Below are 14,194 nucleotides of genomic sequence, written 5' to 3' on the forward strand. Positions count from 1 at the left end.
CTCCATCCGTGTGTACAGGCTCGGACAGCCTACTGTACCTCCTGACTCATCCTGGTTGCCGAGCGTGAGATGGCGCAGGTGGACTCTGAGTGCAACACCGCAAGTGATGGAGGGTGATACATCGGGGTTGGGCTATCTCTAGCCCGTCGACCACCTGCGCTTCGGCTTCGATAGGCGACAGCCAGTATGCGAGTATGCGATCTTCGCCTTCAGCGTCGCTTCATCAGCTCCAGAAGTACCTCACCATGTATCTCACCCAGCACATGCGTGTAGTGATGTGTCAGTGTTTGAGAGTTGCGGTGCCCGATCAACTTGGCGAGTAACTCGAGACGGTGACCTCGTGCCTTGGCATCTCTTTCCAGTACGTCGTAGACCGCTCGGCGGCAGTTCGCCAGTGCTGCAGGAGTGAAGGACCAATGTCCTCGGCAGGTGGAGGAAAGGCGATCCAGAAGCTGAGGGTAGTCGTCGCTGTAGAGGCGCAGTACGAGCCACGAGATTGCATTGTGCCTCAAGAGATGAAAGTCGAAGTGGATGTCCTCCAGCTCCAATCCGGGTGTGAGAGCACCGCGGAGAGACTGCCGGGCCCATGCCATGAGCGGGGTCAGCAAGCTCTCTCTTGAATAGCCCAGCGGAGAGCTTTCTGGCCCCAGCAAGGCAATGTTCTTCAAACGCTGCTGGCCAGCAAAGGACTCTCGGCGCCTATCAATCCATTCTTTCACCAGCGTCATCAATTCTGGGGATATCAAAAGGTGAAGAGGAACGCTGCGACGAGCATTTGCGGTCTTCCCAGCATGGATTTCTACGTAACAGTAGGTGGGGCCGTCATCTCCCGGCTGATTGATGATGACGTCATGCAGTGTCAATGCCATGACTTCTCCAGCTCTCAGGCCCCCGTAGTAGCCAAGGAGGAAGGCGATCAGCCAGCTGCGCCGCAATCCACTCCGTCTTCGGGAGAGCGCCCGGGTCAGATGTTCCGCCTCGTGCGGCATGATCAGATGTGTACGCAATGTACTGATGAAGCGACCTCCCTCACCCTGCACGGGGGGAATACCCGTTAATCGATCGTTACCTTGGCAGAAGCTGATGAACTGATTGAACGTCTGGAAGAAGTTGTGGGACGTCGAAGTGTCCCAGCCTTTCTGAGTCGGTAGCTGTTCGCTGATCGCCTCCATCAGTTCTCCATCCCAGAGCGTCAACCATGGGATATCGGGCAACATCATCATGGAGGTGGGCGTCAGACGACTCAGGTAAGTTCTGAGCGTGCTGGCTTTGTTGCCTTGAGTGCTCGATTGATAAGACAGCCATAGCAGTATCCAGAGTGGATAGCTGTCTTCGCCCAGCATGTGTATCAGCTTCTTCGCGTAGCGAGACGTAATGGCGTCATGCCGCTGGATCGCAGATTCCCCTCTGGGGGTTATCAGACCTTCATGCTCCAGTTCGGTGATATACGCATACAGTTGGTTGCCTGCTTTCACATACCAGTCTGTTGATAGTTGATCCTGCCTGTATCGAGGGGAGGTTGATGGTGACGATTCGTTACTCCTGACGCCTCCTCCCATAAGGAGTTCAGGGGTGTGAAGATCGGTCTCGATGTCTTCCGGTTCAGAGGCATCCATGGCGCCGGAAGCGCTTGACGTACCGGAGGTAGGGAGGGATGCCGCCGATAAAAAGAGGCTTTCGTCATGCTGCCAAGGAGAACGCCAGCTACACACCGGCAGGGGATAGCGCCGAAGCAGCTGTGACCAGAGGGGCGCAGGGCCCAACAATGTCGTGCACCGAAAGGCATGACGAAGCAATGATCGGACACTCTTCAGCGAAGCGGAGGAACCAGTCCTGCGTGGTGCCTGGCTATCTAGCAGCTGTGACAGACCGGTGACCAAGAGCTGATCCAGATGGGCAGCTCGCGCTTCCAATGGACTGTTTAGATCCAGCGTAGCATCCGAGGAGAACCACCATACATCTGCTCGCTGAGAGGAGGGGGCTGATGATGGGGCAGGGGACTGACGGCAAGCCCTGAGTAGCCTCCTGAGATGATTCGGGATTTTTAGCCGGTAATGGGCTGGATGTGTTCGAGATAACCCTGGCAGGCAGCCGATGAACCAATGGTGGGGACCGCGCTTGGTGTTCAGGCGTGGCAGATGCTCTGAGCTCAAGTTCAGCAAAGTATGGCGAATCACTTCTTCCTCCATCCCCAGCAGGGTACCCATGCTCAAGGCCAGGAAGAGAAGAGACTGCTCTGGCGTGCATTGGTTAGCGGGAATGCTCTGCAGGGCGCGTACCGAATCCAGCACCCGTTGCTGAACCTTGATATCTCGTGATGAGGTAGCCGCGGATGAGGGTCTGACCGGACGCTTGATACTGGTCGGAATCGTAGCCTCGAAGTCAGGCTCTCGGTTGAGATGAGTCAGTACAAGCGCGACTTCCTTGGTGACCTTTCGGGAGCTGAAGTCGAGTTCAGCTTCCTTGGTAAGCTGGATGGCGTTGCGAATCAAGGCTTGTACAGCTCGCTGGTTCAAGCGTGTGGCATTGTGTCGAGCGCGAGACGGCTTGGTGGAAGGCGCACTTTGCGCTCTAGCCTGTGCTCTGGTTACCTTTTTCTTATGCCGTCGCCAGGCGTAGCGTGCGACATTCTTGCGGAAATGTCTGAGCTCTTCAGATGAGGAGAAAAGGGGATGAGCTGGATCATCCCAGCGACGGAATATCCTACCCAGTGTTTTCGAAAGCTCGATCGGAGACAGCTTCGGAGTTGTAAGCTCTTGGTGCGTGGCCTGGGCAGGTACATCGGTTTTCTTCCGAAGATCAATGGTGGTAACAGCGCTCATCCTCTATCTCCTTGAATGGCTGGTCCGGCGTGCTCAATGGGCCATGGGAGGTCGTCTCTGTGAAGCAGATCCGGTGTCAAGCCGCATAGTCTGGCGATATCGGTTAGTGCGCTTCGTGTCGCCGATTGAATCAGGCTCCGATCACTGGCCGGGGATTGGAGTGAGTGCCCCTGGGTGGTGTGCCCAGCGAGTGCGCTAAATTCAGCGTGAGAAAGTCGCGATTGGAGCGCGGTGAGCATGCTGTGGCGCGTGATATTGGAAGGCTGGTGGCCCCACTGGCTCAATTCAGTTGCCAAAGGCGAAGGCATGAATGTTGGAAGATCCTTGAGCCACTGTCGCCAGTCAGCATGCTGCATGCGTTGCTGCGTCAACATCATTGTCGAGGCATTGAACTTCCATTGAACGGGGTAGGCGACTTGTTCATGCCTAAGAAAGTCTGCTTTGCCACCGTGGCGTTTCCACCATCGTTGCCATTCCTCCCGCCACTCATGCTGAAGCCGGAGCAATGTGCCAAGGGCAGGGACAAGTGGAATTTGGCGGCTTTCCTGTGCCCGAGCCGAATCCTTGTCGCGTAGCCAGAGCGTATTTTCCAGCTGCTCACATTGGGTTTTGGATCCAATTGGGCGAGCCAAGGTGCAGAGCTGCCATGCAAGTAAGGTCAGCGCTCCCAGTATCTGACCTTGCCGGGCAATGGCTTCGCCGACTGCCCGTAAGTCGCGACTACGATTCCCTTGTGAGGTAATCAATGAGGTAACCAGCATGGCGTGGTTCTTGGTAAGTTGCGTCAGCAAATGAAGCGGACGTTTGAAATAGCTCGGCTCCTGGGCTTTTGTGGATCCCACGGTGTGATCTTCGCGAGGTGTACGACAGTCTTCTTCTAATAAGGGAAATAGGCCAAGCGCAGCTTGAGCCGAGAGAAAAGCCTTCTGAATCTTGTGCAGAGGTATCGTTCGATACGTTGCCGGGGCAGAGAGCGAAAGCGGGAGCTCGCCTCGCAACCAGGTCGCGATCACTTCATCTTCACAGGCAGGTATCACCCAATGATGATGACTGGCGGACACGCGTCTCAACGTCAGAGTACTTCCGGGACGGTTATCCCCCCAGCGCTTGAGTTTTTTCTCGATCAGTGATTTCAGTGCTTTGAAGGGCTGGGCGCCGGGGAGCCATGCCTTTTCGGCCATGAGTGACTGATTGAGAGCGTTGGGCAAGGGCAACGTGATGATGGTTTCGTTAGGTGCCTTGTTGACAGAGTAATGGAGTAGCCCCTCCTCCGGTGACCAGCTGGGAACTTGATCCAGTGTCTGGCAGATGATCCACTCACGATTGCTATCGCTATTGAGGGGCAGCTTGGGGGATCGGGAGATTACCGTCGTCTGCAGCAAGCGCTCAGGTGCTATTCCACTGCAAAGTAGAATGCTAAGAAATGCCAAGGCTTGTCGGTTTGCAATAGCACTCTCAGATTCTATGAGAAATTCCTCATCTTTCGGTGGTTGGAAGATACGTAAAGCTGCTAGAACCTCTTCTTGTGGGCGTAGGCTGATGTCTGCAGATGTCTTGAGACTGCGGGCCTGTTGCAAGAGCTGTACGCTCTCAAGGTGAAGCGCCTGATCGCCTTGTGAAAGCAGCGTGTTATGGAATAGCTCTTTCACTGGGTCGAGGGGTGAGATACTGCTTTGGTTCAGATCATTAGATGATGATTCATTCTGATGTTCATTGTCATCCGTGAGCTCTTCATCATCCTCTATTAAGGCATGGTCAAGTGCTTGGATTGACCTGTCAAGGGAGCGATAGTCGGTATATTCAGCATGAATTTTGTAAGATTTGTCACTGGCCCAAAGTGGCGAATCACGAAGAATGGTATCGACATGTTGACGTCTTTTTTGATTTTCATTGCGAGCTCTATGCTGTTTTCTTATTGGGCTACGAGTGAGCTGGCTCGACTGATAAATTTCGTCAAGCAAAGCGCGTGTCGCTTTCTTATTGCGCAGATGGTTGGGATGCTCCGATGGACGATCAGTTGCTTTATCATAGGCATGAAGAAACTGTTCGAGCAGCTCCAAATCAGCATCGGAAAAATGCTCCGGAGGAGGAACTAACTGCTCTCCCAGGGTAGGGGAAATGGGTCTGGGGAAACTGTTTTGAATATCATCCAGGTCGCCCCAGTTAAGTAGCCGCTTAAGCGCCTTTCTAAGCTCAAGTATCTGGGTGTAATATTTGATGGCAGAGCCACGTCTTACAGTACGACGTGGCTGACAAAAAATCAGTCTAAGCAGCTTTCGGATACTGCTTACGCGAGGATCAGTGAGCGATATAAATCGGTAGTTCACCGTGTAATGAAGGCAGTGAGACATTCTATGATTTCGATGTGACTCATCTTCCATAAAAAATTGGCTTTCTAGAAACTCTTCTACTTGGGGCACAAGGTCTGGCTCCGAGTAATCGGCGGCAAAGAGGCGAGCACTGAGGCGATATTCTGAGGCAATCAAGGGTGGGAGGCTCCTCTTGAGCCACTCCGGTACAAGGGGCCAGCGGGACCCGATCGCATTGAGGTCGTAATTAGCCAATATTTGGTCAGGTAGTTGGTGTTCACTCACGTGAAAGCCTCCTGTTTATCAGTCAATCAAAGCTCATAAAGCCAATCAATTTGCGAATCTGAGTCGTTTTCCCTCTTATTGTTCGAGTACTTGTTTTTTTCTTTTATATTGCTTTGCTTGTTGGTATCTGATTCCTGCTTCCTATTATCTTTTCTTTTGCTATGGGTGTTCTTCTTACTTGTTTTAGCGACAGTGGCGCCGTTTGCTATATTTCTATCTTTAGATGCATTACTTTGACTTTTATTAGCGCTATCCGTTATTGTGTTCATAAACTTTCTAATCGAGTCAGTGGAATAGCGATATTTGAACATTGATGAGATTTGCTTGTGTGTTATTGGCAAGTTTTGTTGAGTGACTACATTGCTCCATGCGTATTGTAATCTTTCATCACTAATGAAGTTTCTGAGTATATTGTTCCATAACTTCTTCTCGTTAATATTGATATCGCCAGTGGTATGTAGGTTGTGGATATTGATCCATTCCCAGCCAAGCTCGAGCAGAGGCTGTAGCACCTGGTAATAGAATCTCACCACCTGGACTTCATCTTCGTTGAGTCTGCCGATATCGATCTCGATGCAAAATACACTTTGTGAGACGGGCACTTTCTGTGTGGATACGATGGCTTTGATGACATGAAAATTCACGAACTCCTCGGAAGTGTGAGTCGACTGAACGTTGCTGCGGAAGCGGACAGGCGCTATGGGCAGGCTCTCTGTCGCGACCGTTGGTCGAAAAGCATGCTCCTCGTTCATAAGCTCGGCGGTGTCCACCTCGAGTACTCGCTGATAGATGACAAGCGTCTTGTCAGCGCTGATTTTCACTAGTGACGGTGTATAGGTAGCATCTGGCATATTGATGACTCCAACGATAGGCAAAGGGGGGCCGAGACGTATGAGAGAATCATTCGTCGAGTTCATGTCCAGCAAACGCGAGTAACTTTGAGTAGTGATGATCAGTCGAGTAATACACCCGACCTGTAGAACGATATCTCTGAGAGTACTACCTCCTGATATGTCTAATCTGAATCAATGTGTACTAATAGCATAACTCAAGTAGCAAGAATCTACTGCATCAGTTAACCGTCAAAATCGACCGTTTCGCGAGCATTAGGGCTTTTTAGCGTCAATATTGGTAGTGATTTTTTATTATGACTTTGCGTTTGATTGCTTTTCTCAATTCATCGATTATTGAACGGTAATGTACTGTTCGTGTTTATCAAAAGTCATTGGCACTGTTTTCGAAGGGGTCTGCGACCCGAATATACTCCGTCAAGGTGCTGAGATGCCTGTGACCTGTTACGCGTTGTATCTGCTCCAGGCTCTTCCCCCGCAGATGAGCTTCAGTGATCAGGCCAGCACGCATGCTATGTGTGCTGAATCCCCGTGAAGCCAGGTTTGACCGCTCAAGCCCTCTGATCAACGCATTCTGAAATGCAGTTCGAGAGAGTTTCGAGCCTCCTGGCCTGCCGCCCAGCGAGACGCTGCGAAATACCGCACCTCTCTGGATATGGGCGGCTTCTAGCCAGCGATACAGGAGATTGACTGGGCAGTAGGGGAGCGAGGTATCCGCATGGTGAATGGCTTTGACTTCATGTCGTCCTTCTTGATTGGTCTTGCTGCGGGCGAGCCTGACCAACACGCCTCGTGTATCCCATGTGAGGTGCTCGACACGAAGGTTGAGGACTTCGCTGTAACGAAATGCTCCATAGAACGTCAGGCAGAACATGGCGGCGTCGCGCAGATCTCGCAACTCGCTCAAATTCAGGCTATTCAGCAGCTGATGCAGATCGTCTCTCATCAAGGCTGGTGCACGTTTCACCGGCACTTCATTGAGGCGTGCACAGCCGCGCATGACCCCCTTGATCATTTGCTCATTGCCCAAGGTGGGGCAATTCATGACAAGGTGCCAACGCCGTAACGAGCACAGCTGCCGCTTGAGCGTATTCGGTTTATAGCCGTCCTCGAAACACCGGGTGAGATAGTTGGCTATCTCCGTGTCGGTGCTGGGGAGGGTGCCGCCACGTCTGAGAAACATCCGTATGTCGCTTTGGAAGGCTCGGATGGTACTCGGTGCAAGGCTTGCCATTATCAGCTTTCGTGCCGAGACCGTCAGGCAAAGTCCCGGCAGAGAGTCCTGGTTTCCCTGATAGGGGATCACTTGCATTGCCTGATGTCTTCGTCTTTGAGGCGGGTGAATGCCTGTCGGTGGTCTGGACACCATGAGGGATCTCCATCGATGTCGAAAAGTTGGAATGATGGCCGACATGCGCTTGTGAGGCGGCCAACCAATTTCACGCTATCACTCTTCGTAAATCAGCCAACCCGAAATGCATGCCTCAGAAGGCATGGAAAGTCGAGAGTCACGCATGCTTAGGGTTATTGGAGGGATACCACTAGCAAGTGCATGATATGTGAGTGTTATCTCTGGGATGAGGTTGAAGAAAAGTGAAATCATCTGCCTGGTCGTGCAGGCGGTGCAGCCGAATCGCTGCCTGTGGTCAGAGCGATACCAGGCGCGCCAAGAAGGCGTTGGAGAACGCCACATCATTTGCCAGATCGAGAGTCATCTCTCGTATTCCCTCTGATAGGCTCACACACTCACTCATGGGGGCCTGAGCATGTGGCGCGCCATGCATTTCAATCGTGGGGAGTTCTCCGCTCGTGCCAGGGTCGTTGGAGGCTATCGAATCTGTGGCTGGATAGACGATTGGGGCGGGTGTTGTCGGGGAAGAGAAGGGATCCAGTTGGATCGCAGCATGCTCGTCGGGTAAGTCGTCAAACAGCCGGTAGGCGTAGTGCCGTAACGTGCTTTCGTTGAGTGCATAGAAATAGCACGCATCATCTTGTGCATGTCGACGCCGTATGATTCGGCCTAGCACCTGACGAAAATACTGTTCGGTCCTGACGTGGCTGAGGTAGCAACATACCTGCAAGCGGGGAATGTCGATCCCTTCACTGACCATGTTGACGGAGACAATCCACGAGGTATGGCCGTAGCGAAAGGCCTCAAGTCGTGCGTGCGCCCCTTCCGTCTGGCTGGTTACCAGACACACCGTCTGTCCCATCTGTTTCAGACAATCAGCGATGTCTTCCGCATGGGAAATGTTGGATGCCACCACCAATCCTGCGGCGGTCGGGTCTTTCTCCTGAAGCTGTCGCAAGCGTTGGCAGCTGACGTCCAGCAAATGCTGCTGAGGCCCCGGGTGACGCAGCAAGGCGGCGTAATGCACCCCTGGATGACGCAACAGGGCTGGGATGCTTTGGTAATACAGTGTCTCACGCTGCGCCTGCTGTTCTGCCACCAGACGTATGTCGTCATTATCTATCAGGTATATCTGGGGAGTACGGCAGACATCATCCTGGATGGCATCACGCAGGGGATAAGTGAAGTCTGGGATCAGCGCGAGGCGGTCACTGTCCGCCGATGGCAGGGTTGGCGCCGATGGCTCGGACGCTGAGGCGTCTTCATGGCTCGGTGCCATATAACGCAGCATCGGAAGGCAACTGCCATCAGTGCGCCAAGGAGTGCCTGACAAGGCGAGCGTAAAGCGAACATCGCGCTCCAATGCCAAGAGTGCCAATCCCCATTGATTGGCGCCGGTGGCTGCCGAGCTGGTGTAGGCGTTTTTTGCGGCGCATGCTGTCGCGCCGGCGGCATGGTGGCTTTGTGAGGATGGCGTGATGGAAAAGGTACGCGGGATTCTGGATCAGAACGCCTTCAGCATGGCGCACATCGACAAGGCAGATGCGCGAATCGGCGCACTGGTACGCAAGCGGCTGGAAACGGTAGGGCCTACGTCCATGCTCTTCTATGAGGAGCCGCTGCACATCGTCCGGGGGGAGCGGGTCTGGTTGTTCGATGATCAAGGCAAGCGCTACCTGGATGTCTATAACAATGTGCCGTCGATCGGCCACTGCCATCCTCGCGTGGTCCAGGCGGTCGCCGAGCAGATGGGGACCCTTAACGTGCACAACCGCTACCTGCACGAAGGTATTCATCGCTATGCAGAGCGCGTATTGGACACGCTGCCGACAGCGCTCAATCGGCTGGTCATGATGTGTACCGGGAGTGAAAGCAACGACATGGCGCTGAGGCTGGCGCGTGGCTGGACGGGCCGGCAGGGTATCATCGTCACCGAGGCGGCCTATCACGGCAACACGGCGGCCGTGACCGAGGTGTCACCGTCTTCCTACAAGCAGGGCACGCCACCGGATCATGTCCATATCCTGCCGATTTCCGAGATGTCCCAGCAATCGGACCCCGCAGCCTGGCTCACTGAGCAGGTACGGCATGGTATTGAGCAGCTGGATGCTCGGGGCTACGGATGTGCGGCCTTGCTGGTGGACTCGATCTTTTCCAGCGATGGCATCTACGCGGACCCCGACGGTTTTCTAAAGCCCGCGGTCGAGATGCTGCAGGCACAGGGAGGGCTATTCATCGCTGATGAGGTCCAGCCCGGCTTCGGGCGCACGGGGCAGGGGATGTGGGGCTTCTCGCGCCACGGCGTGAGGCCGGATGTGGTGACCATGGGCAAACCGATGGGCAATGGCTTCCCGATGTCCGGGCTGGCGGCACGTGAGGAGTTGCTGGCGGTGCTGAACGCCGATGTGGGCTACTTCAATACCTTCGGCGGCTCACCGGTGGCCGTGGCGGCGGGCACGGCGGTGCTGGACGTGATCGCCGAGGAAGACCTGATGGCCAATGCCACACGTCAAGGCGAGTACTTCAAGCGACAGCTCCAAGATATTCAGGCACGTTTCGAGGAGGTGAGCGATGTACGAGGCGCCGGGCTGTTCCTGGGATTGGATCTCTGTGACCCGACGCGTGACGGAGCGCCGGACGCCCAGCGCACCACGGCGTTGATCAACGACCTCAAGCGCAATGGCGTCTTGATCGGCGGGGCCGGCAAGTCCGGCAGTACCTTGAAGATTCGCCCGCCACTGTGCATCGAACGCTCGGAAGCCGACCTCTTCCTGGACAGGTTTGAGCAATCCTTGAGAACGACTTCCAGGTAACCCACTCGCAATACGTCATGGATCATCGGTGAATAACTCCGCTTCGGTGCGGCAGGTTGCAATTGATAAGCAGGGTATTGCACTGGCTCGTGAGCTAATGGCTCATGATGTAATTGCTGCAGGCGTCTGGCGAGACTTTTCGATGAGGTGATATGCGCTTCTTCCTTGGCCTATTACGTGATTCATCGGCCTGGGGGCAACGCTTGCCAAGGTGCAAGCCTTCCGCGAGCGGTTGCTGGAGGAAAGTGGCAGCGAGTCTCGTGGATCTGATGGAAGCTGCTGATGAAGACACCGGCCCGTCATGACTGACGTCTTGTTTTAAAACCATGAGCTGCAACGCATCAAGGGGAGCCTCGGCTCCCCTTGATGCGTAAGCATGAGTGGATCTAGTCGAGGGTCAGAAGTCCATGGTCAGCCCAAGGTTCAACCGGCGGCCATCCAGCACCACGCCGTAGGTGTCATTGGTGACTTCCTTGTCAGCGATGTTGTAGAGGCCAGCCTTGACGCGAGCGCTCTCGTTCAAGGCATAGACGACACCCACATCGAAGAAGGTATAGCTCGGCGTGCCTTCGCTCATGCTGGTACGTGACAGGTAATCACTGGTTTCGCCACGGTAGTTCCCCTGTGCCCACAGGTTGAGGTCGTGAGTAGCCTGCCAGTCGAGTGCCACGTTGAGCATATGTTCCGGGACCTTGTTCAAGGGCTCGCCCTTGAATTCACCACTTTTCTGCTCGGAGTCGGTGTAGGTGTAACTGGAACTCAGGTTCACGCTTGGCGTGATGGCATAGTCCAGTGACAGCTCGATACCCTGCATGACAGCTTCGTCGATGTTGCGGTAGGTGCTGACGAAATAGTAATCAGTGCCGGCATAGCTGCACTCGCGGAAGGCGGGATCGGAGAAACCTTCATCAGGGCCCTGGCAGAGGCGGTCTTCGGAGATCTTGTCCTTGAACTGGGTGTAGAACAGGGTGGCGCCGGCGCTGAGCGTGCCTGACTGGTTCTGGAAGACGGTGCCCAGCTCATAATTGGTACTGGTTTCCGGATCCAGCTCCTCGTTACCGATGATGACAGCGCTGCCCCGACCGGTTAGACGACCGAAGCCCTCTGTCGCAGCGGATAGACTCGGTTGGCTGTAGCCCGTGGAGACCCCGCCCTTGAGTGTCCATTGCGGATCAAGGTGATAATTGGCGTAGACGCGCGGCGAGAGATGTCCGCCAAACAGCTCGTCATCGTCGTAGCGCAAGCCGGTGGTGACGTTGAGGTCCTCGGTCAGACTCCATTCCATCTCGACGAATAGCGCCGCGATCCAGCGATCGACGTTATCGACGGCCCCCGGGACATTCGAATCCAGCAAACCATTGGTCTCATCGGTCAGCTGCTCGAATTTGTACTGACCGCCGAAGGTCAGCATATGGTCGCCCCAGAAGTACGTGGTCTGGTTGTTGAGCGTGGTGACTTCTTCGCGTTTCTCATCATCGGAATCCAGCACGTTCTCCGAGATGTCGTGCTGCAGATAGGTGTCCGTGAGGAAGCTGCCGTAACTTCCCTTGTGGCCAAGGGTATAGACATCCTTGTCGTAGCGATAACGACTGGTTTCGGAATCATCTGCGATGCTCACGCCAGCATTGTGAGTGTATTCTTTCTTGGAGGCGGTATAGCCGAGCGTGAACGCATTGTCCTCATCTGGTGTCAGCGTGAACTCGGCACCTCCTTGACGTGTGTCGCTGTCGGGCATGCTTTCAGCATTGTCGCTACCGCCCTGGTAATCGCTCTCTTCATAACCGGTCCAGTTTCCGTGGACCTTGAGACCGAGCAGGCCTTCGATGAGCGGCCCGCTGGTATAGAAGCTCAGTTGCTGCCCGTCATTGCTGATGTCGTTGAGCGAATGGGTGTATTCCGTCGTGACAGACCCCGACCAATCATCCGCCACTTTTTTTGTGATGATGTTGATGACGCCGCCCATGGCTTGTGAGCCGTACAGCGATGACATCGGTCCGCGAATCACTTCCACTCGCTCGATCATCGAGATTGGGGGGAGGCCAATCTGCTTGCCTTCATCATTGCCATTGGTATTGACGGAGCGGCCAGCCGAGAGAGGGCGGCCATCGATCATGTAAAGCGTGTAGCTGTTGTCCATCCCTCGAATACTGATGTCCTGAGAATTCCCGCCCCCCGTGACATAGACGCCAGGCACATTATCCATGGCATCTGTGATGTCCGTGTACGACTGCTTGTTGAGCTGCTCGCCGGTAATGACCGAGATACTGGCAGGGGCATCCGAGATCACCTGTTCGTAGCCGGAAGCTGTCACCACCACAGGTTCCAACTGGCTGGAGTCGTCAGCCTGTACGCCAGCAGGTAGGCAAGCGGCGGCGATACCGATAGCCAAGGCCGATCGAGCAAAGGGGAGTGCGGGGACTGTCATGTTCCTGGATCCTTGAGGTCGCGATTATGTCGTTATTGAGCCACGAGTTTTTTAGGGTTGTGGGCCACTGAGTGCTCTGTTGACGTCGACTTCGGGTTGGGAATACGACAGGCATCATCGCATCAGTGTCGATCTTTTTTTCGTGTTTAAGAAAACAAATGATAAACATTCGTATTTTTTAGTTTAGGTGTGTTTCTTTGTTGACAGAGTTGCGTTCTACGCAACCCTTGGTGATGGCATGGAGTCGTTCGTAAATTGCGGGTTATGCAACGCACAGTTGCATGATTTTGAGGAAATAGTCGTGCTAGGATCGCAAACACAAATGATATTAATTATTATTCAATAAAGGGAATGTCGATGAACGTCACTGGGCTCACCTTGTCTGTCTCTACTCTGTTGTTGGCTGCTTTACCCTTGAGTGCACAGGCACACGAAGTCGCCGGGGGAGAGCATGGCCCTTCCGTCGTGAGTCTGGACTGGGGCGCTGCCGATACGCTGGATGAGCTGGGCTTGGCCGAGCATCTCGTCGGGGTTCCACATCAGTCTGCACCCGCCTATGTGTCGCATTTGATCAAAGATCGAGCAGATGTCGGCGGACTCAAGGAGCCTGATGTCGAGGCGATCGCGGGATTGGAGCCGGACCTGATTCTGGTCACCGGCCGTCAGTCTGGATCGCTTGAGGCGCTCAAGGCTGTGGCGGAGACGCGTGATGTCACTCTCGAAGAAGGCAATTACTTCGAAGCATTTAGTGACAAGGTGCTGAGCCTGGCGTCCCCGTATCATGCTGAGGAAAAGGCGCACGATCATCTTGCAGCGCTTGAGTCTGCAATCGATACGGCACGGGAGGGGCTCGTTAACGATCTTCGAGTGCTGGTCGTGACTCACAATGACGGTCGCTATGCTTTGCGTAACGAGCCGGTAGTGACTGAGCTGCTGCAGATCGAACAGCCGGCGTTGCCGGATTCCGTGGAGCCGGTCAGCCGTGGTGCGCGTACTTTCTACCCGCTGACGCCAGCGAATATTGCCGAGATGGCGCCGAATGCTCTTTATGTGGTCGATCGCAGTGCTGCCATTGGCCAGACCCCGATGGATGCTGACGCGCTTGAGGCCGCGCTGGCCGATGCTGGCGGCGCGGACATTGGTGTCACCGTGCTATCCCCGGGGCTTTGGTATCTCTCCGGCAATGGCTTGCAGAGTGTACGTGCTCAGATGAATGAAGTTCTCGAAGGGCTGTAAAGGCCGGGGCACACGGTTTCTTGTCAGACACACGAAGGCCAGGCATCTGCCTGGCCTTCGTGTGTCTGCCGGGTGTGCATCAGGTGATGTCGTCTGATCAGA

General features: G+C 54.5%; 8 protein-coding genes. 2 read left to right on the plus strand and 6 right to left on the minus strand.

All coding sequences use genetic code 11. The annotated features are described in order from the left end of the window. Window positions 1-209: 209 nt before the first annotated feature. From LCW13_RS06785 to LCW13_RS06805, 5 genes are all read right to left on the minus strand, one after another. A complete protein-coding gene (locus LCW13_RS06785) occupies window positions 210-2,822 on the minus strand; it encodes a site-specific integrase (protein WP_153635475.1) in 2,613 nt (870 codons plus the stop codon). After that, window positions 2,819-5,308: a hypothetical protein gene (locus tag LCW13_RS06790; protein WP_153635476.1), complete on the minus strand. Its 2,490-nt coding sequence runs from the start codon at window positions 5,306-5,308 to the stop codon at window positions 2,819-2,821. Before LCW13_RS06790 ends, LCW13_RS06785 begins: the two co-directional genes overlap by 4 nt. 134 nt (window positions 5,309-5,442) lie before the next feature. Beyond that, window positions 5,443-6,267, minus strand: coding sequence for a hypothetical protein (locus tag LCW13_RS06795; protein WP_225347877.1), 825 nt, complete (start codon window positions 6,265-6,267; stop codon window positions 5,443-5,445). A 364-nt stretch (window positions 6,268-6,631) separates the two neighbouring features. Beyond that, window positions 6,632-7,579, minus strand: coding sequence for a site-specific integrase (locus tag LCW13_RS06800; RefSeq protein ID WP_043335828.1), 948 nt, complete (start codon window positions 7,577-7,579; stop codon window positions 6,632-6,634). Window positions 7,580-7,913: 334 nt separating this feature from the next. Then, window positions 7,914-8,987: a DEAD/DEAH box helicase gene (locus LCW13_RS06805; RefSeq protein ID WP_225347878.1), complete on the minus strand. Its 1,074-nt coding sequence runs from the start codon at window positions 8,985-8,987 to the stop codon at window positions 7,914-7,916. 109 nt (window positions 8,988-9,096) lie between these two features. On the opposite strand from LCW13_RS06805, the gene LCW13_RS06810 reads away from it, so the two are divergent. Beyond that, the gene (locus tag LCW13_RS06810; RefSeq protein ID WP_225347879.1) at window positions 9,097-10,431 is read left to right on the plus strand and encodes an aspartate aminotransferase family protein; all 1,335 of its coding nucleotides are present in this window, start codon (window positions 9,097-9,099) and stop codon (window positions 10,429-10,431) included. 397 nt (window positions 10,432-10,828) lie between these two features. Here LCW13_RS06810 and LCW13_RS06815 read toward each other — a convergent pair whose 3' ends face one another. Then, entirely contained in the window at window positions 10,829-12,856 is a 2,028-nt protein-coding gene (locus LCW13_RS06815; RefSeq protein ID WP_225347880.1) for a TonB-dependent receptor domain-containing protein, read from the minus strand. 357 nt (window positions 12,857-13,213) lie between these two features. On the opposite strand from LCW13_RS06815, the gene LCW13_RS06820 reads away from it, so the two are divergent. Further along, on the plus strand, window positions 13,214-14,092 hold the full coding sequence (locus LCW13_RS06820) for an ABC transporter substrate-binding protein (protein WP_024952241.1): 879 nt from the start codon (window positions 13,214-13,216) through the stop codon (window positions 14,090-14,092). The last annotated feature ends 102 nt before the right edge of the window (window positions 14,093-14,194 follow it).

This window comes from Cobetia amphilecti (assembly GCF_020217465.1).
GTDB classification, from domain to species: domain Bacteria; phylum Pseudomonadota; class Gammaproteobacteria; order Pseudomonadales; family Halomonadaceae; genus Cobetia; species Cobetia amphilecti.